Raw genomic sequence first — 19,315 nt, forward strand, 5'->3', positions numbered from 1 at the left:
CCTCGAAACGACCGGAAAGTTCGGTTTCCCGCATGCCCAAGACCTCGCGCCGGCTCACCGTGCACCCGCCGACCCTGCGTGAGGTCGAGGTGGTCCGGACGGCCGACATCACCTCGGGGATGCGGCGGGTCACGCTGAGCGGCGAGCAGCTGCGTGCGTTCACCACCGCGGACGGCTTCGTGCGGCCGGCGTTCGAGTCCCCGGGTTTCGACGACGACCTCGGGCTCTACTTCCCGTACCCAGGTCAGCGCGATCCGGTGCTCCCGGTCCAGGGCGAGTCCAGGTTGATCGTGCCCAGGAATCCTCGGCCGCTGTCGAGGGCCTACACGGTTCGCCGGTGGGACCCCGAGGCCGGCGAGCTGGACGTGGACTTCGTCAAGCACGGGGTGGGGGCGGGAACGACGTGGGCCTATCGCGCCCGGCCGGGTGACCGGATCCACCTCAGCGGCCCGAGCACGTCCAAGGCGTTCCCGGCCGGCGCCGACTGGTGGCTCGTGGCGGGCGACGACACCGCACTCCCCGCGATCGGCCGCCTGCTCGACGAGCTCCCGCCCGGCTCCCGGGCGCAGGTGTTCATCGAGATCGCCGAGGACGCCCACCGCCAGGAGCTGCGCGAGCTGCCCGGAGTGGACGTGACGTGGCTGGTCCGCCCCGGTGTGACGGCCGGCACCGTGTCGCCGCTCATCGAGGCCGTCCGCAGCGCGGAGTGGTGGTCGGGCCAGATGTTCGCGTGGCTGGCCGGCGAGCACACGGCCGTCCGGGACATCCGCCGGCATCTGATCGAGGACCGTGGCGTGCCCAAGGAGGACATCGACTTCGCCGGCTATTGGCGTCGCTCCGCGGTCGTCGCCCTGGAGAGCGACGGAGCGGTACCCGACCCGGAGAGGACGGTCACCCCGTTCCAGAAGCTCAACGACCTGACCGAACTCGTCGCGCCGATCGCGATCCGCACCGCCGTCGAGCTGGGCGTTCCCGACCTGGTCTCCCGCGGCGTGACCAGCGTGAGCGAGCTGGCCGCCAAGGCCGGCGCCGACGAGCGCGCTCTGGGCAAGCTGCTGCGTTACCTTCGCACCCTGGACGTGGTGACCGAGACAGAACCAGGTCACTACGCGCTGACGCCGGTCGGTGACGTCCTCACTCTCGAGTTCATCGCCGACCGGCTCCACTCCGCCGGGGTGGTCGGTCGCGAGATGCTCGGGATCCACGGCCTCACGGAGTCGGTCCGCACCGGCCGGCCCGCCTACGCCTCGGTCACCGGCCAGACCTTCGCCGACGTGCGAGCCGAGCAGAACTACGAGGACCGTCATCTGGAGCGCCTGGCCAAGTTCCAGCCCGCACTGGCCGAACCGATCGCCACGTCCGATCTGCTCGCCGGAGTCCGGCACCTGGTGATCCACTCCGGTGGAGCCGGCGCCCACGCCCGTGAGTACGTCGCAGCCCACGAGAGCCTGCGCGTGACGATCTGCGCCCTGCCCGCCCAGGCCGACTGGCTGCGCCGCGACCTGCCCGCCACGATTCCCGACGAGCGGCAACGCGCGCGGGTCAGCGTACTGGAGCAGTCCGTCTTCGAGCCCAGCCCGGCGGCCGATGCCGTGCTCATCAGCCGCGCCTTCAAGACCCTGCCCGATGCCGATGCCGCTCACGCACTCCGCCGGGCGGCCGAGAACCTCGTCCCCGGCGGACGGGTGCTGCTGATCGAGGAGGTCTTCGACACCGACGACCTCGACGAGCACGACGGCGAGGCCGACCTGATCGGCCTGGTCTGCCACGGCTCCGGCCTTCGCACCGCGGCGGAGCTGGACGTCGTCATCGCCCGGGCCGGCCTCAAGCGCAGGTCGGCGTACACCATCGGCCTGGGCGCCACCGTCCACGAGCTCCACCGCTGACTGAACCCCTCCACCCGGGAAGAAAAGAAGAGAACACCCATGAGCAACATCCCCCTGATGAGGCGTGGCGCGGCCCTTGCCGCCGGGCTGATGAGCGCGTCGCTCGTCCTCACCGCCTGCGGCGCCGCCGGCGACAAGGCCGCCGAGACCCGCACCGTCAAAGCTGCCGAGACCCGCAGCGTCAAGGCCGAGAACGGCACCGTCGAGGTTCCCGTCGCCCCCCAGCGGATCGTCACGATCGGCAACACGAACCTCCCCTTCATCGATCTGGGTGGCAAGCCGGTGGGCGTCACCGCGGTGTCCGACTCCGACCTCGAGGTGTTGCCGGCGGAACAGAGGACCGCGTACGAGGCGGCCGAGATCGTCGGCAGCAACGGCGGTGAGGTGGACCTCGAGAAGCTCGCCGGCCTCAAGCCGGACCTCATCCTGGTCCAGTTCCACTCGAAGGACTGGGACAAGGTCGGCAAGCGGCTCGAGGCGATCGCCCCGACCGTGCTCTGGGGGCTCGACACCGAGTGGAAGGCCTTCGCCGACGCCATCGCGGAAGCCGGCAACGTCGCGGACGCGCTCGGCCGGCAGAAGGCGGCGTTCAAGGAGAAGGTCACCAAGATCCAGCAGACGTACGGCAAGGTCATCGACGGCACCGCGTTCGTCGACGTCTCCCGCGGAGACTGGAACGACCCCGGGACGTTCTACATCGCGGACATCGGCTGCTCCGAGATCGCCCGGGACGACATCGGCCTCGACCTCCCCGAGGCGGCCAAGGGCAAGGACCCCTTGGCCTACGAGTCCTTGCCCTTCGAGCAGATCGGTGAACTGTCCAAGTACGACGTGATCACCTACCCGGTCGACGCCGAGGGCAAGCCGGCCAAGTCCTTCGTGCCGGTCGTCGAGACCAACACCTGGAAGGCGCTGCCCGCCGTGAGCTCCGGTCGTGCGCTGGGAGTCTTCTGCCCCGGCAACAACTCCTACGGGCCCGTCATCCGGTACCTGGACTCGCTCGACAACGCGCTGGCGACCCTCCCAGCCGAGAAGTGACAGCCCTCGCCCCGCGGCACAACGGTCCGGGCACCGGGACGGTGCCCGGACCGCGTCGTCGTCTGCTCGGCCTGGTCGTCGCAATGGTGGTGCTGGTAGCCCTGCTGGTGCTGAGCGTCATGATCGGCTCGACGGCGATCGCGCCGTCGGTGGTATGGGACGCGCTGTTCCACTCCTCGGCCGGCATCGACCAGTTCGCGATCCGCGACTTCCGGCTGCCGCGCACGATCGTGGGTCTGGGCGTCGGCGTCGCACTCGGTCTGTCGGGCGCGCTGCTCCAGGCGCTCACCCGCAATCCCCTGGCGGATCCGGGCATCCTCGGCGTCCATGCGGGTGCGTCCTTCGCGGTGACGGTCGCCGTGGGCCTGCTCGGCGTCCGCGACGCCCAGGGCTACATGTGGTTCGCGTTCGCGGGGGCACTGATCGTCACGCTTCTGGTGCTCGCCCTCGGGTCGACTCGGCAGGGCTCCTCGCCGGTGGTCATGGTGCTCGCCGGGGTCTGCGTCGGCGCTGTGCTCGGCGGCGCCAGGGAGGCGCTCCAGCTGACCAACCCGGATGCCTTCGACGCGATGCGGTACTGGAACGCCGGGTCGATCGTGGGTCGCCCGCTCGAGGTCGTGTGGCCGATCCTGCCGTTCTTCGCGCTGGCGCTCATCCTGGCCTTCGCGGTGTCGGGCCCGCTCAACGCTCTGGCTCTGGGTGACGAGATGGCGGTCGCCCAAGGGGTCCGGTTGGTACGCACCCGTGTGCTCGCGGTGATCGCACTCACCCTCCTCGCCGGTGGCGCCACCGCGATCGCCGGACCCATCGCATTCGTCGGGCTCATGGTGCCGCACGTGGCCCGCTGGATCGTCGGCCCGCACCAACGCTGGATCTTCGCCTACAGCATTCTTCTCGCCCCGAGCCTGCTGCTGGTCTCCGACATCCTCGGCCGCGTCGTGATGAGACCCAGCGAGATCCCCGTGGGAGTCGTCACCGCCTTCGTCGGCGCTCCCGTTCTCGTCGCACTGGCGCGGCGGAGGAAGGCGAGCGGGCTATGAGCGCGCATCTTCCGCGGGTGGACTTCGGGCGGCGGGTGCTGGTGCTGCGGCGCGGGCGGATCGCGGTACGGCTCCAGTGGCGCTCGGTCGCCGTCTGCGCGGTGCTCGCGGTCGCGGTCGCCGGTACGGCGGTGCTCGCGCTGATGACCGGCTCGTACCAGTTGAGTCCCGGGCAGGTGCTCTCCGCGCTGGCCGGCCGGGGGACGGGCATCGTCCTCGACATCGTGGTCGAGTGGCGGCTGCCCCGGGTGGTGGCGGCGCTGGTGTTCGGCGCGGCTCTGGGGGTGAGCGGGGCGGTCTTCCAGTCGCTGTTGCGCAACCCTCTCGCCGAACCCGGCATCATCGGGTTCGCCCAGGGCTCCTACACCGGCGCGCTGATCGTGATCCTGGCCGTCAACGGCACCTACGTGCAGCTGGTCGGCGGGGCGTTGCTGGGCGGGATGACCACCGCCGTGGCCGTGTACGTGCTCGCCTACCGACGAGGGGTGCAGGGGTTCCGGCTGATCGTCGTCGGCATCGGCGTCACGGCCATGCTCGGGTCGCTCAACACCTGGCTGATCCTCAAGGCCGACCTGGACCAGGCGATGTCCGCGGCCGCATGGGGTGCCGGTTCACTCAACGGCGTGTCCTGGGACCAGGCCGTCATCGGTGGCGCCTGCATCGCCGTACTCCTGCTGGCGGCCGGAATGCTGAGCCGGCCGATGCGGCAGATGGAGCTGGGTGACGACGCGGCCGCCTCGCAAGGGGTACGGGTCTCGCCCGCCCGCCTCGGCCTGATCCTGGTGGGAGTGGCGCTGACGGCGACGGTCACGGCCGCGTCGGGGCCGATCGCCTTCATCTCCCTGGTCGCCCCGCAGATCGGACGCCGGCTCGCCCGCACCGCCGGGATCACCCTCGCCCCCGCCGCCTTCGTCGGCGCGCTGCTGTGCCTGGCGGCGGACTACCTCGCCCAGCACGTCGCCCCCACCCCGCTGCCGGTCGGCATCATCACCGTCGTGCTCGGCGGCGGCTACCTCGGATACCTGCTGTTCACCGAAGCCAGGAGACGCCTATGAGCGCCACCCCGCCCGGCACCGCGCGCCTCCGCGTCGAGTCGGCGACGATCGGCTACGACAAGCGGACCATCTCCGAGCACCTCTCGGTGGCGATCCCCGACGAGTCGTTCACGGTCATCGTCGGCCCGAACGCGTGCGGCAAGTCCACCCTGCTGCGCGGCCTGTCCCGACTGCTCAAGCCGTCGGCCGGGCAGGTCGTCCTCGACGGTGCCGACATCAACATCTACAAGACCAAAGAGGTGGCGCGGCGGGTCGGACTGCTGCCGCAGACCTCGATCGCCCCGGACGGGATCACCGTCGCCGACCTGGTGGCCCGGGGACGGTACCCCCACCAGGGGTTCATCCGGCAGTGGACCGAGGACGACGAGCGGGCCGTGCTCAGGGCGATGCGCCAGACCTCGGTCACCGACCTGTCCGGGCGCCTGGTGGACGAGCTGTCGGGCGGGCAGCGCCAGCGCGTGTGGGTGGCCATGGCGCTCGCGCAGCACACCGCCATCATGCTGCTCGACGAACCGACCACCTTCCTCGACATCACCCACCAGATCGAGATGATGGAACTGTTCACCGACCTGCACCAGGTCGGCCACACCCTGGTCGCCGTTCTGCACGACCTGAACCACGCCGCCCGCTACGGCACCCACCTGATCGCCATGAAGGACGGCGCCGTGGTCGCCGAGGGCACTCCGGACGAGGTGGTCACGGCCGAACTGGTCGAGGAGGTGTTCGGTCTGCGCTGCCTGGTGGTGCCAGATCCGGTGGCCGGCAGCCCCCAGGTGGTGCCGCTCGGCCGCGAACGAACCCGGCGGAGGTCCGCTGACGGCACCGCCGTGGAGAGCGCGAGACATGGCTGATCCGATGGTCGAGAAGCTGTCGACCGGTGAGTGGAGCCCGGAAAGGTTCAGACGACATCTCGCGGAGAAGGGTGCACCGCTTGTCGAGCGGGTCTCCGCGGACGAGGTGGAGGTGACGTTCGTCGACGAGCCCGGAGACGACACGACGGTCACCCTCTCGGTGGTGATCGGCCCCAGAATCGGCTTCAACCCGATCGGCACGGAGTTCGCCTCGGTGGCGGGGACGCCGTTCCGCGTTCTCACTCTGCGGATGCGTTCCGACCTGCGCTTCTCGTACGTGTTCACCCGGCGTGGGCCGACGGGGGAGGGCGAACGGGTACCGGACCCGTTCAACCCGCCACCGAGGTTCTCGGAGTGCTCGGTGGAGCGGTTCTCCGGCGCCTCGGTTGCAGTGCTGCCCGACGCCGTGCCGTTGCCCTGGCTCGATCAGGCCGAAGCGCGTCCGGCCCCGGCAGCGGAAACCGCCGTGCTGGCGAGCGAGCTCCTGGGAGACGAGCGCCGCATCTGGGTCTCGATGCCCCCCGGAGAGTTCTCGGACGAGAGCGCGCTACCCTTCGTGATCCACCTGGACGGGACGCCGGACCACAGCGCGCCGAGCGTTCGTGACGCCCTGGTCAGGGCGGAACTGATCCGGCCCTGCGCGGTGGTCCTCGTCGATCAGCCCGCACCGCGGCGCGACAGGGAACTGCTCTGCGACCCGGCGTTCTCCCAGATGCTGGTCCGTGAACTGCTGCCGTGGCTCCACCAGCGGTATCCGCTCTCGCGGGACCCCGGTGACGTCGCGCTGGCCGGCGAGAGCTACGGCGGTCTGTGCGCCGGCTGGACAGCGCTCCACCACCCGGCGACGTTCGGCAACGCCATCCTCCAGTCGCCGTCGTGCGGGTACCACCCCGACCTCACGTGGGGCACCGGGGCGGGTGAGCTGCTGCGCCGCACCCCCATACCGACGCTGATCGCCGACTACCTGGCCGCGGAAACGGCACCCATCCGCATCTTCCACGACGTCGGTGAGCTGGAGAGCTCAAACACCCACAGTCGCTGGCTTGACCACGTGCTCACCGGGAAGGGCTACGACACCCTCTACCGAGAGTTCGCCGGCGGACACGACTACGCATGGTGGCGAGGGATCTTCGCCGACGCTTTGCTCTGGTTCTTCCCACTTGGGAGCCGGGACCGGGGTCAGATGTGAGGAGTTCCTCGCGTTTCTCCGACACCGCGGGACTGGGGCGAGGGCCCCTGACCCGCTGGCTGCCCGTGCTCCTGCTCGCTCCCGCCGAGCCGCTCGGCTCCCGGCCGTTCGAGTCCGGCCCGGGGATCACCCCGGGCCGGTTCCTGCTGCGAGTGATCTTCTCGGTGAAGCGGGTCAGCGTTCCCGCGATGCTGCTGGCGATCGTGTGGCAGGTGGGCGAGTCCGCGGTCCCGGTGGTGATGGGACTCGCGATCGACCGGGCCCTGGCGACCGGCGACGCGGGACAGCTGGTCCTGTGGCTCGGCGTGCTGGTGGCCCTTTACGTCGCGCTGACGTCGGCGGCGAGGTTCTCGCTGCGGCTGACCGCCTACGCGGTGCAGGTACTGCAACACCGGCTCCGCGGCACCCTCTCCACGGGCGTCCTGCACCCGGTCGGCGGCACCGCCCGTGCGCCGGACGGCAGAGTGGTCTCGGTGATGACGAACGACGTCGCGCGCCTGTCCAACGCGGTGATCCTGACGATCATCCCGGTCTCGAGGATCACGGCCATCGGATTCATCGCGGCGTCGCTGCTGGCGACGCACTGGCTGCTCGGACTCGTGGTGCTGTTCGGGGCGCCGGTCGCGGTCTGGTCGATGGGCGTGCTCAGCGAACGACTCTCCCGGGACACCCGCGAGTACCAGGAGCTGCTGGCCTCCACGGTCGGACAGGCCACGGACCTCGTCGCCGGCTACCGGGTGATCAAGGGGGTGCGTGCCGAGGCCGAGGCGACCAGCCGTTACCGGCAGGCGAGCCAGGAGACCCTTGCCGGAGCCAGGCGCAACGCGGGCCTGCTGGGACGGTTCCTCGTGGGCTCGGGCGTGGTCAGCGGCACGTTCGTCGCCGCGGTGATGGGGCTGGCGGGCTGGTTCGCCGTGGACGGACAGCTCAGCACCGGCGGGCTGATCACCGCCGTCGGCCTCACCCAGGCGCTGCTGCCGCAGATCCAGGCGATCGCGAACATCTCCATCCCCAACCTGGCCGGCGCCCGCGCCTCGTCCGCGCGTGTCCTCGACGTGCTGCGGGACAACGCCACGACGGCTGGGCCCGATGACGTGACCCGTGGGAAGGTCGCCGCGGTGCCGGAGCTGGACGTGATCGTGCCGAGCGTCTCCGGGCCCGGTGTGACGATCCGGGTCGAGCCCGGCGAGCTCGTGGGCGTGCGCGCCGGCGACCGGACCGCCGCCCGTGTCGTCGAGGCGCTGCTGGACCCGCGGGCCGAAGGCGGGGTCGAGGCGCGGCTCGACGGGATCGCGGCGCGGGAGCTGTCCCCGGCCGGGTACCGCTCCCGGGTCACCGTCGCGCCGCACCGTGCCACCCTGTTCAGCGGCACCCTCCGCGACAACGTCGCCGTGATCGCGGGCGCGCCCGAGCGGGTGGACGCCGCGGTGCGAGCCGCCGCTTGCGACGACTTCGCGGCCGATCTCGACCTCCCGGTCGGCGAGGGCGGCAACCGGCTCTCGGGCGGGCAGCGCCAGCGGGTCGCCCTCGCCCGCGCCCTGGCGAGCGACGCGCCGGTGCTCGTGCTGCACGACCCGACCACCGCGGTCGACTCGGTCACCGAGCACACGATCGCGGGCCGGCTGCGCGGTGTCCGGGCCGGCCGTTCGACACTGCTGATCGCCTCGGCCCCGGCGCTGCTCGCCGCCTGTGACCGCGTCGTCGAGGTGCCTGACGACGTACCCGCGCCCGCAAGGACGGCGCGGTGAGCGGCGCCACCGCCGTCCCCGAGACCGCGGCTTCCGATCCCGGGCTGCCGGTCGCGAGCGGCCGTGAGACGATCAGAGAGGTGTGGCGGCTCAGCCACGGATACCGGCTCCGGCTCGCCGCGACCGGGGTCCTGGGGATCGTCAGTACCGGCGTCGACCTGATCGTTCCCGTGGCGATCGGATTCCTCGTCGACCGCGTGCAGGCCGGCATCGCGGACCTCGCCACCGTGCTGACGGTCACGGCCGTCATGGCGCTCTCGGCAGTCGTCGGCGCCGCGGGCACCGCGCTGACGATCGTGGTCGCCACCCGCGTCTACCACTCCATCCTCGCCGCGCTGCGCGAGCAGCTCGTGGGCCACGCGATGACGCTCCCACAGCACCTCGTCGAGCGCGCCGGCACCGGAGACCTGATCTCGCGATCCAGCGACGACGTCACCGCGGTCGCCGACGCGGCCCCCGCCGTGATCCCGGCGCTCACCGTCACCGCCTTCACCATCATCGTGTCGCTGGGCGGGCTCGCGGCACTGGAATGGCCCTACGCGGCCGCCTTCGCCGTCGTGCTGCCGGTCTACGTGCTGGCCGTGCGGTGGTACGTGCGCACCGGACCAGGGGTCTACCGCGCAGAGCGCACAGCGATGAGCGCGCGTGCCCAGCAGATCCTCGAGTCCCAGCGCGGCTACGCCACCGTGCTCGGCTTCGGGCTCGCCGAGCGACGACACCGGGCCGTGATGACGGACTCCTGGCGCGTCGTACGGCAGTCGCTACGCGCACGCACCGTGCTGAGCATGCTCAATGCCCGGCTCAATCTCGGGGAGTGCCTGAGCCTGGCCGCCGTACTCGTCGTCGGCTTCGTCCTCATCGACCACAACGCCTCGACCGTCGGCGGCGCCACCACCGCCATGTTGCTCGTGCTGCGCCTGCTCGGACCGGTCAACCAGTTGCTGCTGGTCATCGACACCCTCCAGTCCGCCCTCGCATCGCTGAGCCGCATGATCGGCGTCGTCACGATTCCGTTCGGCTCACCGGATGTTCCTGTGCGGGCCGCGGGCACCGCCGTACAGCTCGACGAGGTCTCCTTCCGTTACGGCGAGGGGCCACGGGTGCTCGACGACATCACCCTCGACATCCCGTCCGGTCAGTGCGTGGCCGTCGTCGGCGTGTCCGGGGCGGGCAAGACCACGTTCGCCGGCGTGGTCGCCGGCACTCACCTGCCTGCGGCCGGGAGGGTGGCTCGACCCAGCCGTACCGCGATGATCACCCAGGAGGTCCACGTCTTCGCGGGCACCCTGCGCGACAACCTCACCCTCGCCGCACCCGGGGCCACCGATCGCGACCTCCACGCAGCGCTGGAAGCCACCGGCGCCGCATCGATCCTCGATGTTCTCCCCGACCGGCTGAACACCCTGCTGGGTGCCGGCGGACACCCGCTCACCGACGCACAGGCGCAGCAGCTCGCGCTCGCCCGCCTGCTGCTCACCGACGCTGACCTGGTGATCCTCGACGAAGCGACCGCCGAGGCCGGCTCCGCCTACGCCGGACAGCTCGACCGCGCCGCTGACGCCGTCCTCGCCGGGCGCACCGCGGTCGTCGTCGCCCACCGGCTCTCCCAAGCAGCGGCCTGCGACCGGATCATGGTGATGGAGCACGGCCGCATCATCGAGACCGGCACCCACGGAGAGCTGGTCGCCGCCGGCGGCGTGTACGCCGGGTTGTGGACGGCCTGGGAGACCGCCCAGTGACAACAGCCCGACCAGACCAGGATGCGCCCCGGCCCCCGGAGCCCGTCGTCCCATCACTGGTGGAGAAGGGATCGAGCTTGCGGGCGATGCCCTGGCCTTCGGCGATCAAGTCGTGGACCGGAGCGTGCGCCGCCGGCCGCGTTCGGCGGATTCTCGGCGGGTGGAGACGAGTCTGGATCTGCCAGAGATGGAACCGCTCCGCGACCTGGGCGGCGTCTGGAACTGCGGTCCGGGCGATGCTTCTGGGATCGCAGGAACGATGGGTCGTCATGACGGAACGGCGGCGTAGAACCACCGCGGCCGGGGCTGTGGCGCCTCATCGTCACGGGCGGACACGGACCGTGGCCCCGACCTCGACCAGCCGGAAGAGCCGGTCGGCGATGTGCATCGGCAGGCGCACACACCCGTGCGATGCCGGCCACCGGGGCACGGTCTTCGAGCCGTGCAGGGCGATGCCGTGGTTGAAGTACATGGTCTTGTACATCGACCCGAGCGGGCCCCGGTCCCAGCCGTGGACGCGTCGGAAGACCCGGTAGTCGCCGAGCGGGGTGACCGCGTAGCCGCAGCGTCCCTTCATGCAGTAGTAGCGGTTCGCGCCGGTGGACACGTGCGAGATGAGCCGGATCCGGCCGTGCTCGTACAGGAACAGCACCTGGCGGCTGAGATCGACGACGACGCCGTCCCGCAGCGGAGCGTGGATCTTGCGGGGTCGCTGGAGAGCCCGCAGGGTCGCGGGGGTGAGTTTGGAGACCGGCCGGATCCCGTTGAGCTTCTGCAGAGCCCAGAGGGCGACCGCGGTCTCTTTGGTGAAGACGCCGTCAACGCGGCCTGGAGAGATGTGAAGCTCGGCCAGGCGCTCTTCCGCCTGGAGAATCTGCGGGTCAATCACACACGCCTCCGTGGGATTCTCCGGCATCCGAATCCGCGGGCTGAGCGGAATTTCCTTCGTTTCAGGAAAGGGGGTTTTCCCTTTATGGGGAAGGCGGCCGATTCTCATCCGTCGGCGAGCCGTCCGGGGATGGCACGTTCCCCTGGACGGCTCGCTCCACCGTACCGAGCCTGAGGTCAGGCAGGCGGCGTGTGGTTGACGAACGGCGTGCAGTTGCCGGGCCAGGCCGGGTTGCCGCCCTGTCCTGGCCTGGGGTTGACCCGGCAGCTCGTCTGCTTGATCTGACCCGTGCTGCTCAGCACGGTCACGTGCAGCCGGTTGCCCATGACGGTGAGCGAGACGTCGATGACCGAGCCCGGGTAGTTCGGGATCGAGGAGATGTCGTGCCACTTCGGCGTGGTCCGCGGGTCGCGGACGTGGGTGGTGCCGTCGCCGGGCGCGTAGCCGATGAACTTGTTACGGCCCTGGAAGGCGGTGTCGATGGCCTTACCGGGACCCGCCGGGCCGGGAGGGCCTGCGGGGCCCGCCGGGCCCGCCGGACCCGCTGGACCCGCGGGGCCTGCCGGGCCTGCCGGGCAGTCGCATTTGCGGTGGTGGTGCTTGCATCCCCGGCGATGGCCGTGCCCGAACCGCTTGAAGTGCGGCTTGTCGCTCGACACCTGCGGCGGCGCGACCGGCGTCCTGACCTCGGCGGCGTTCGCTCCGGTCGCCGGCACCATGCAACCCGCCGCCGCTGCCGCGGAAGCGGCCAGAATTTGCGCGCTCTTCTTGAGCGCGCTGGAGAAATGCGCCATTAAACAGGCCATCCCTTCGTTTACCTGGGTAATCTCGTTTGGTCGAAATAGCCATTCGAGAGCTACCCGAGGGCTTTCAGGCACAATCCATGGCCAGCGTTATGCGCTTGTCAACATCTCGCAATAATGTCCGACTTTAGGCTTATGGCGTTTTTGATGGGTCATTGGCTGCCGATTAGCGGATTTGAGCTGACAGCGAGCTGCGGCTTGGAGAGATGCCGGTTCCCGCCGGCGCCGGGAGCGTAGGACCACCCTCACAACCAGTTGCCCGACCATGCCGGCTGCGGAGCTACCGGCCGCGCAGCGCCGTTGTGGGCACCGCGGCCGGATTCTCTCCGACCACCATCGCTGCAAGGCCAAGGCGCACCGGGCTGTTTCGCGTCACTCAGGATGGGGGCTGGGAGGAGCTCGCCGACCTCGCCCTGGACTGGGCTCTCAAGCACGCCCGCTGAGCCGCCGGTACGGCGGGCGTCCCGCACGGACGTCCCGCCGGGCCGGTTTCACCCTTCCGGAACCACCGGGATGGACCCGCTGAACCCGCGATGGGCCAACGTGGCCGCGGGTGGCGTCCATGGCCCCGACGTCTTCTTCCTCCTGACCTGGGAGACCGTCCCAGCGGCCCGAACCGCGATGATCTGCCGGACCTGCCCGGCACGCCCCTGCCGGGCAGCGGCCGGAGTTCCGCCCAGGCCGGGACCCTGCGATGGCTGACCACCGGAGCGCCCGGCGACATCGTGGTCTGAGCCCGGCCCGGCCGACATCGGAAGGACCCCTCCCCGCGGGCGGGCCACCCGGATGGCGGTGCCGGCAAGGGCGGACTGTGCGTGCGCCGAAAGATTCGTCCACCTCCTCTGACTGGGGAGTGCTCCGCACAGCGGCGAATCGTGATCGCCGCACTAGTTCGGGCACGGCGGTGTGTACGGGTGCGCGGGTTCCTGCACGTACTGGGCCCACTCCGCCGTCGTGATCGCATCGCCTGCCGTGGCGCAGATCGTGCGGGCGACGGCGTCGGGGGCCGTGTTCCACAGCCGGACGGATCCATCCTGACTCCCCGCCGCGAGCGTGTGGCCGTCAGGACTGTAGGCGACCGAGAACACGGTCCCGGCCGCCCCGGTGAGGAGCGCCAGCCTGCGGGGGTGCCGCTGATCCTGGAGATCCCACACCCAGACGCTCTTGTCGGTGTTGGCGGTCGCGAGGGTCCGTCCGTCGGGACTGAACGCGACGGCGTAGACGACTCCCCGAGGTCCGGTGAGCGGGACTCCCATCGGCTGTGGCCGTCCGGGCGAGGTCATGTCCCATCTGCGGACGGTTCCATCGGCGGAGGCCACTGCCAGAACCCGCCCGTCAGGGCTGAACACCACATGGTAGGCGTAGCTGGTCGGCCCTCTGAGCCGGGTGGGGAGGGCACGTGGACTGGACGGTGTGCTGACGTCCCACAACCACACGGTCAGGTCGGCGCTGGCCACCGCCAGGGTCAGGCTGTCGGGGCTGAACGCGACCATGAACGCCTGTTTACCTTTGGTCGTGGCCAGCGTGGCCAGCGCCACGGGACGACGATGATCGCTGGAGTCCCACAGCTGGACGTCTCCGTCGGAATCTCCGGCCGCCATCAATCGTCCCGAGCCGTTGAAGGCCACGGACTGGATGGGGGTGCGCAGGCCACCCCTTGCCGTACCGGCGGGGATGGGCTGCGCCGGGTCGGTGGCGTCCCACAGTTCGACCGACCCGTCGTCGCGGCCCGCGGCGAGCCTTCCTCCGGGGCCGTACGCCAGCGTCCCGTCCAGGTGAGTGCCCGCTCGCAGTGGCTCACCCACCGGGACGAGTAAGCCGGCCTGCCGAACGTCCCAGAGGCGGACCGTATGGTCACCGGCCGCCGCGGCGAGCGTACGACCATCCGCGCTGAAGGCGACCGTGAACATCGCGGACCCGATACCGGTCCGCGCGGGGCCCGGAAGCCGCCAGGCGCGAACCGAGCCGTCCTGCGCGCCCGTCAGCAGCAGCCGGCCGTCCTGCCCATAGGCGACAGACGTCACCGGTCCGGGGTGCGGGATGTGGCCCGTCGCGCGCCCGGTGGCCAGATCCCACAGGTAGACGGTGTCATCGGCGCAGGCGGCGGCGATCGTACGCCCGTCCGGGCTGAACGCCACTGAGTACACCCAGCTTCGCGGCCCGGTGAGGGCCGTCGGCCGGGCGATCACCCGGCCAGGGCCGGTCACGTTCCACAGGCGCACCGTCTTGTCGCTGGTCCCGGCGGCCAGCGTCCGACCGTCAGGGGAGAAGGCCACGGAGTAGACGACGCCCTTGACGTCACCCAGAGACGTTCCGGCGTCCTGATCAAGCCGCCACAACCAGACATCTCTATCGCTTCCACCGGCGGCCAGGCTCAGGCCGTCCGGGCTGAAGGCCACCGCCTGAACCAAGCCCCGTGGCCCTCTCAACGAGCGCGGATGCGCCAGATCGTCACGGTCGACCAGGTGCACGCCAGAGCCCCCGACAGCCAGAGTCCGGCCATCCGGGCTGAACACCAGAGCCTGAGCGTCCTTACCGAGGCCGGAAACCGGCGGGAAGGGGCTGGGCCGCCGTGGATCGGTCACATCCCACAAGCGCACGACTCCGCCGGCACCAGCCGTGGCCAGCGCGTGGCCGTCGGGGCTGAACGCGACGGAGTAGACCGGAGCGCCGGATCCCGTCAGAGGAGGTCCGAACGATACCGGCCCTTTGGGCCCGCTGAAGTCCCATAGTCGTACGGTGCCGTCCGAGTTCCCGCTGGCCAGGATCTTCCTGTCCGAGGCGAATGCGACGGAGTGCGCCACTCCCGATCCCGCGAACAACCGGGTCACCTCGGGCATGGCTGACGAATTGAGCAGGCTCGACCTGGCCTCCTCCGTCGGCGCGATGCGATACGCCACGAGGCTGAGCTGCGCGGCCAGGGCCACGTCCGTGCCGCGTGTCCAGTCGGCCCGGCCCGCCACGAGCCGCGACACTGCCGTGGTGCGCTGCTCCACCGCCTGTTCCCGCTCCCGGACGGCGACGATGCCGCCTGTGGCGGCGAGCAGGGTGAGGACCGCGAATCCGGCGACCGCCTGGTAGAGCCTCCTGACCCGGCGCTTGTCACGCCGGATGCTCGCATCCAGGAAACTGCGCGACACCTGGCTCAGCTGCCGGCCCGCCGCGGTCAGGTCCCGCACGGCCAGCAGGCGCGTGCCCGTGTACAGGTGTGTCGGGTCGTGGGCCTCTCGCTCCCACTCCCGTGCGGCGTCGTCGAGCAACTGGACGACGCGCAGCCCGGACCGATCGGCGTCGATCCAGTCCTGAAGACGGGGCCAGCCGGTGATCAGCGCCTCGTGGCTGATCTCGACGGTCTCCTCGTGCATGGTCAGCAGACGCCGGTCGACGAACCGGGCGAGCACGTCCTCGGTGCCGGGTGCGACGTCGAGAAGCTCCGCGTACGCCACCCGGCGTCGGGTGTCCTGGCCTGCCTCGCCTATCCGGACCAGCCGGAGGAACAGGGCGCGGGCCAGCGCGCGCTCGGACTCGTTGAGCTCGTCCAGATAGATCTCCTCCGCCGTGCGTCTCACGGCCCCGGCGATCCCGCCGCAGGCGTGATAGTCCGCGATGGTGAGGCGCCCCCTGCGGGCCCGTTCCCAGATCATCAGGAGCGTGTGGGACAGCATGGGAAGCGCCCCCGCCTCGTACGCGTCAGTGGACGACGGCGCCGCCAGATCCGTGAGGATCAACTCCACCAGCCCGTCCTCGATGTTCAGCCGTGCTCTGCGCGCGGGCTCCACGATGGCCCGGCGCAGCTCGGTCTCGGTCATCGGGCCGACCACGATCTGCCGATCCTGGATGAGTTCGGCCAGCTCGGCCTGCCGCAAAGCCTCTCCGTAGAAATCCGCTCGAAGCCCGACAATCGACGTGACCTCTGCACAAAGCGCCCTCATGAACGCCTGTCGCTCGCCGGCATCCGCGCACAGCGTGAACATCTCCTCCAACTGGTCCACCACCAGCACCGCGCTACCGGCGAGCGCGATGGCCTTACGAGGATCGAAGCGCAGAGCGGCGGCGACGTCGTCCACAGTCTCGCCGGCCACCGTGGTCAGTTGCTCGGCGAGCGCCCTCAGCGGCTGCGCGCCGGGTGTCAGCAGCAGCGTGGTCCTGGCCGCGCCGTCGAGCGCGCCGGAGTGGATCGCGGGGACGAGCCCGGCGCGCAGCAGGGACGACTTGCCCGAGCCCGACGGCCCCACCACCAGCAGCGAGCCGGGATGGCGGCCGAGCCGCTCGATGACCAGATCAGTGAGCCGTTCCCTGCCGTAGAACCACTCCGCATCCTCGGGCTGGAAGCTCGCCAGCCCTCGGTAGGGCGATCTGGCGCCCGTCGGCCTGCGGCCCGGTGCGCGGCGGACCCTCAGCAACGCGCGCTGCCATCGCGCGACCTCATCGAGGTCCTTCACGCCGCATGCGGCCAGCAGATCGGCCAGCAGTTTCGGCGGGCTCACCGGCGGCAGGTGCGCCCCGGCGAAATAGTCCCCTACGGTCGCGGCAGGCTTCCCGATCGCCCTGGCCACTTCACGGACCGTCAGTCCGGCTCGCTCTCTCAGCGCGGTGAGCTCACGGGCGAATTCCCCCCGCGTGGTCACGCTGTCTGCCCCCTCCAGCATGGCACCCCTCCCAGTCGGAAGTGTGAATGGCGGTGGGCGGACTTCCAAGGGGCTGTACGACTTTGTCCGACTATTGCCTGACCGTTTCTTGTCTCTCAAGACATGGGCTCTACTGGGGCTTTCGTGGGACATACGGGAGGGAAGAACACATGGGACCGGATAACTGACACGCAACCCCGAGGCCTCGGACGATCACCAGAATCCGTTACGCGCCAGCCCAGCGCGCCCCGTAAGCCATTCCTATCCTCAGATCACGGAAGGCCAGCTGAATCTCTGCCGCCTTGTCTGGAATGAGCCGGGCTTCCGGCCCGGCGAAGTCATCGGCCATGGACTGCGGGAGTCCGTCGATGCGCCACACATCGTCCGGCGGACTGTTCGGATCGAAGCGGATGCGCAAGGAGAACTCATCGCAACGCCTCAACGGCTGGAAGGTGTATCTGGGGCGCATCCGCTGCCCTTCCGGAAGGGTGAACGTGACGCAGACATCATGTGCTTCCCCCAGTCGTAGCGGGCGGGGGAGTCGAATGAAGTATCGGAAATACGTGTCCGTGAGACGCTCCTGACGGACCAGCCGGCCGCCGTACGCCACGTCAAGATCCACGCCATGGGGTTCAACGCTGTTGCCGGGGCGGGGCACATTCGTCGAGATCAGGATTTCGTCCAGATCATCGGAACTGGAGACCACCGTGCGCTCCTCCACCGCGGTCGGCCGGAGGATGTCCAGGCGCAGCACCGTTTTTATCCGGGTGAGGTACCAGCCGCTGGGAGCGTAGACGTCATCGCGCAGCTTCATGGCGGCGACGATTTCCTCGGCGCGCAGGTTGGCCTCCTTCACCCGCCTTCTCGCCGTGCTGACGTCGCGGTCGATCTGTGTCGCCAGCCATTTCATGCGGCCTTCGAGGAATCGGTGCCGCACGTCATTCCGGAGTGCCAGTCCGGCCGACAGGGCTTCTGACAGGTCCGGCGGAAGATCATTTGCCAGGTCGGTCAGGAATTTGACGAGTCGTACGCGGGCTTCGTTCTGGCTATCCGATTCGCTGATTCCGGTCAATTCGCGCAGCGTCGGCCCCAGTCGCTGCATCAGGTCGCTCGCCATGACCCCTCGCCCGCGCTGAAGGCGTCCGAGTTCATCGGCCACACTCATGATCACTTCGCCTCCGCCGGTGGAGAGGATGGCTGAATTTTGGCAGAAAGCCATCAATGCTGTCCAGTTTTTGACCACGAATCGCGCAAAAGCTTATGTCACAATCATTCACACCACGTCCGGCGCCGCGAGAGGCGTCGCTAGTTCCCGGAAAGGCAACCATGCGCATCTTTCGTAGGAGGGACGCAGCCGACAAGGAATCCATCGAAGGGCTGACCGAAGACGATATCCGGCTGGTTCAGGGTGCGTTCCGCAGTGACTTCGGCCGGCGTCCGCCCACCATCGGTGTTATTGGCGTCTCGGGGACCGGAAAGTCCTCAACGATCAATGCCATGTTCAAGACGGCTCTCAAAGTCGGCCACACCCGGGCGTGCACCAAGGAGTTCATGGCCACGGACCTGGCGATGAAGGTCCTCAAGGGTCCGGCCAGGGACGAGCCCGTGAATCTGGTCGTGGTCGACGCTCCCGGCCTGGGTGAGGACGTCAGCAGAGACCCGTCCTATCTCGAGCAGTATCAGGAGCGCCTGCCTGGTTGCGACATCATCCTTTGGATCATGGCCGCCCGAAACCGCGCGGTCAGCCTCGACCAGCAGTACCTGCGGCAGTTCTGGCGTTTTCACGACCGCATGGTTTTCGCGGTGAACCAGGTGGACATCGTGCATCCGATGGACTGGCGCCGCAGCACGAACCTGCCGTCCGTGGAAATGGAGGAGAACATCCTCGACATCGTGCGCGACCGAGAGCAGAAGATCGGTGAGGTCATCGGCCGCAGACCGCTTGTCATTCCCTTCTCGGCCGCCCGCGGATACAACCTCGAGGCATTGTTCCACGCTCTTGTCGGGTCAGCGCCCGAAGCGCGAAAGTTCGTCTTCGATCTCCTCAAGGACTTCTCCTACGAGGAATTCGTTCCGGTCGAGCTGACGCACCTTATTCCGGCCCACACCAAGGAGCAATGACATGACACTGACCGAAGAAGAGGTCGCTCGAGTACGTCGCCACTTGGAGAGGGAGGATTACCATCGGCGAGCCGCTGCCGAAGAGAACCAATCCGGCTTCATGAGGTGGCTCGGAAACGTCGGGCTCACATTCATCGCGCAGAAGCTCATAGGCTGCTTGTGGAGTGTCATCAAATCGTTGTTCGGGCTGTCGGCACTATGAAAGCCACGCGAGCTCGTGCCGATATCACACCGGGACTGGCCGACCAGGTCGCCCACGCGGTCCGGACCGTCTACGGCAGGCAGATCCCTTTCGGGCTACGGGCCTGGGACGGCAGCCACAGCGGAC

At 69.5% G+C, this 19,315-nt stretch carries 14 protein-coding genes; 10 read left to right on the plus strand and 4 right to left on the minus strand.

Annotated features, from left to right (window positions below):
• Positions 1–32: 32 nt before the first annotated feature.
• From ACIBI5_RS34270 to ACIBI5_RS34305, 8 genes are all read left to right on the plus strand, one after another.
• Positions 33–1,886, plus strand: a complete 1,854-nt coding sequence (locus ACIBI5_RS34270) for an SIP domain-containing protein (RefSeq protein ID WP_397252857.1) — start codon at positions 33–35, stop codon at positions 1,884–1,886.
• 39 nt (positions 1,887–1,925) lie between these two features.
• A complete protein-coding gene (locus tag ACIBI5_RS34275) occupies positions 1,926–2,924 on the plus strand; it encodes an ABC transporter substrate-binding protein (RefSeq protein ID WP_397252858.1) in 999 nt (332 codons plus the stop codon).
• Between the two features lie 83 nt (positions 2,925–3,007).
• Positions 3,008–3,964 (plus strand): FecCD family ABC transporter permease, encoded by a 957-nt coding sequence (locus tag ACIBI5_RS34280; protein WP_397252859.1) that lies wholly within the window; start codon positions 3,008–3,010, stop codon positions 3,962–3,964.
• Entirely contained in the window at positions 3,961–5,019 is a 1,059-nt protein-coding gene (locus tag ACIBI5_RS34285; RefSeq protein WP_397252860.1) for a FecCD family ABC transporter permease, read from the plus strand. The genes ACIBI5_RS34280 and ACIBI5_RS34285 overlap by 4 nt, the downstream gene beginning before the upstream one ends.
• Complete coding sequence (locus tag ACIBI5_RS34290) at positions 5,016–5,870, plus strand: ABC transporter ATP-binding protein (protein ID WP_397252861.1); 855 nt, start codon at positions 5,016–5,018, stop codon at positions 5,868–5,870. Before ACIBI5_RS34285 ends, ACIBI5_RS34290 begins: the two co-directional genes overlap by 4 nt.
• Positions 5,863–7,059 (plus strand): alpha/beta hydrolase, encoded by a 1,197-nt coding sequence (locus ACIBI5_RS34295; protein ID WP_397252862.1) that lies wholly within the window; start codon positions 5,863–5,865, stop codon positions 7,057–7,059. The genes ACIBI5_RS34290 and ACIBI5_RS34295 overlap by 8 nt, the downstream gene beginning before the upstream one ends.
• Complete coding sequence (locus tag ACIBI5_RS34300; protein ID WP_397252863.1) at positions 7,056–8,807, plus strand: ABC transporter transmembrane domain-containing protein; 1,752 nt, start codon at positions 7,056–7,058, stop codon at positions 8,805–8,807. Before ACIBI5_RS34295 ends, ACIBI5_RS34300 begins: the two co-directional genes overlap by 4 nt.
• Positions 8,804–10,546 (plus strand): ABC transporter ATP-binding protein, encoded by a 1,743-nt coding sequence (locus ACIBI5_RS34305; protein ID WP_397252864.1) that lies wholly within the window; start codon positions 8,804–8,806, stop codon positions 10,544–10,546. The genes ACIBI5_RS34300 and ACIBI5_RS34305 overlap by 4 nt, the downstream gene beginning before the upstream one ends.
• A gap of 322 nt (positions 10,547–10,868) precedes the next feature.
• On the opposite strand, the gene ACIBI5_RS34310 is transcribed toward ACIBI5_RS34305, so the two are convergent.
• The 4 genes from ACIBI5_RS34310 to ACIBI5_RS34325 form a co-directional block, all read right to left on the minus strand.
• A complete protein-coding gene (locus tag ACIBI5_RS34310; RefSeq protein ID WP_397252865.1) occupies positions 10,869–11,435 on the minus strand; it encodes a L,D-transpeptidase family protein in 567 nt (188 codons plus the stop codon).
• A 176-nt stretch (positions 11,436–11,611) separates the two neighbouring features.
• Entirely contained in the window at positions 11,612–12,229 is a 618-nt protein-coding gene (locus ACIBI5_RS34315) for a hypothetical protein (protein WP_397252866.1), read from the minus strand.
• Positions 12,230–13,125: 896 nt separating this feature from the next.
• Positions 13,126–16,887, minus strand: coding sequence for a helix-turn-helix domain-containing protein (locus ACIBI5_RS34320; RefSeq protein WP_397252867.1), 3,762 nt, complete (start codon positions 16,885–16,887; stop codon positions 13,126–13,128).
• 205 nt (positions 16,888–17,092) lie between these two features.
• Positions 17,093–18,109, minus strand: coding sequence for a hypothetical protein (locus ACIBI5_RS34325; protein ID WP_397252868.1), 1,017 nt, complete (start codon positions 18,107–18,109; stop codon positions 17,093–17,095).
• Between the two features lie 83 nt (positions 18,110–18,192).
• Here ACIBI5_RS34325 and ACIBI5_RS34330 point away from each other — a divergent pair, with 83 nt between their 5' ends.
• Together ACIBI5_RS34330 and ACIBI5_RS34335 are read left to right on the plus strand one after the other, a co-directional pair.
• Positions 18,193–18,987: a GTPase family protein gene (locus ACIBI5_RS34330; protein ID WP_397252869.1), complete on the plus strand. Its 795-nt coding sequence runs from the start codon at positions 18,193–18,195 to the stop codon at positions 18,985–18,987.
• Between the two features lies 1 nt (position 18,988).
• The gene (locus ACIBI5_RS34335; protein ID WP_397252870.1) at positions 18,989–19,189 is read left to right on the plus strand and encodes a hypothetical protein; all 201 of its coding nucleotides are present in this window, start codon (positions 18,989–18,991) and stop codon (positions 19,187–19,189) included.
• The last annotated feature ends 126 nt before the right edge of the window (positions 19,190–19,315 follow it).

The organism is Nonomuraea sp. NPDC050540 (genome assembly GCF_044457485.1).
In the GTDB taxonomy this organism is placed as follows: domain Bacteria; phylum Actinomycetota; class Actinomycetes; order Streptosporangiales; family Streptosporangiaceae; genus Nonomuraea.

Excerpts from the sequence above, each read along its gene's own strand:
- ACIBI5_RS34270 (WP_397252857.1), top strand. The coding sequence starts at position 33 with ATGCCCAAGACCTCGCGCCGGCTCACCGTGCACCCGCCGACCCTGCGT.
- ACIBI5_RS34275 (WP_397252858.1), top strand. The coding sequence starts at position 1,926 with ATGAGCAACATCCCCCTGATGAGGCGTGGCGCGGCCCTTGCCGCCGGG.
- ACIBI5_RS34280 (WP_397252859.1), top strand. The coding sequence starts at position 3,008 with ATGGTGGTGCTGGTAGCCCTGCTGGTGCTGAGCGTCATGATCGGCTCG.
- ACIBI5_RS34285 (WP_397252860.1), top strand. The coding sequence starts at position 3,961 with ATGAGCGCGCATCTTCCGCGGGTGGACTTCGGGCGGCGGGTGCTGGTG.
- ACIBI5_RS34290 (WP_397252861.1), top strand. The coding sequence starts at position 5,016 with ATGAGCGCCACCCCGCCCGGCACCGCGCGCCTCCGCGTCGAGTCGGCG.
- ACIBI5_RS34295 (WP_397252862.1), top strand. The coding sequence starts at position 5,863 with ATGGCTGATCCGATGGTCGAGAAGCTGTCGACCGGTGAGTGGAGCCCG.
- ACIBI5_RS34315 (WP_397252866.1), bottom strand. The coding sequence starts at position 12,229 with ATGGCGCATTTCTCCAGCGCGCTCAAGAAGAGCGCGCAAATTCTGGCC.
- ACIBI5_RS34320 (WP_397252867.1), bottom strand. The coding sequence starts at position 16,887 with ATGCTGGAGGGGGCAGACAGCGTGACCACGCGGGGGGAATTCGCCCGT.
- ACIBI5_RS34330 (WP_397252869.1), top strand. The coding sequence starts at position 18,193 with ATGCGCATCTTTCGTAGGAGGGACGCAGCCGACAAGGAATCCATCGAA.
- ACIBI5_RS34335 (WP_397252870.1), top strand. The coding sequence starts at position 18,989 with ATGACACTGACCGAAGAAGAGGTCGCTCGAGTACGTCGCCACTTGGAG.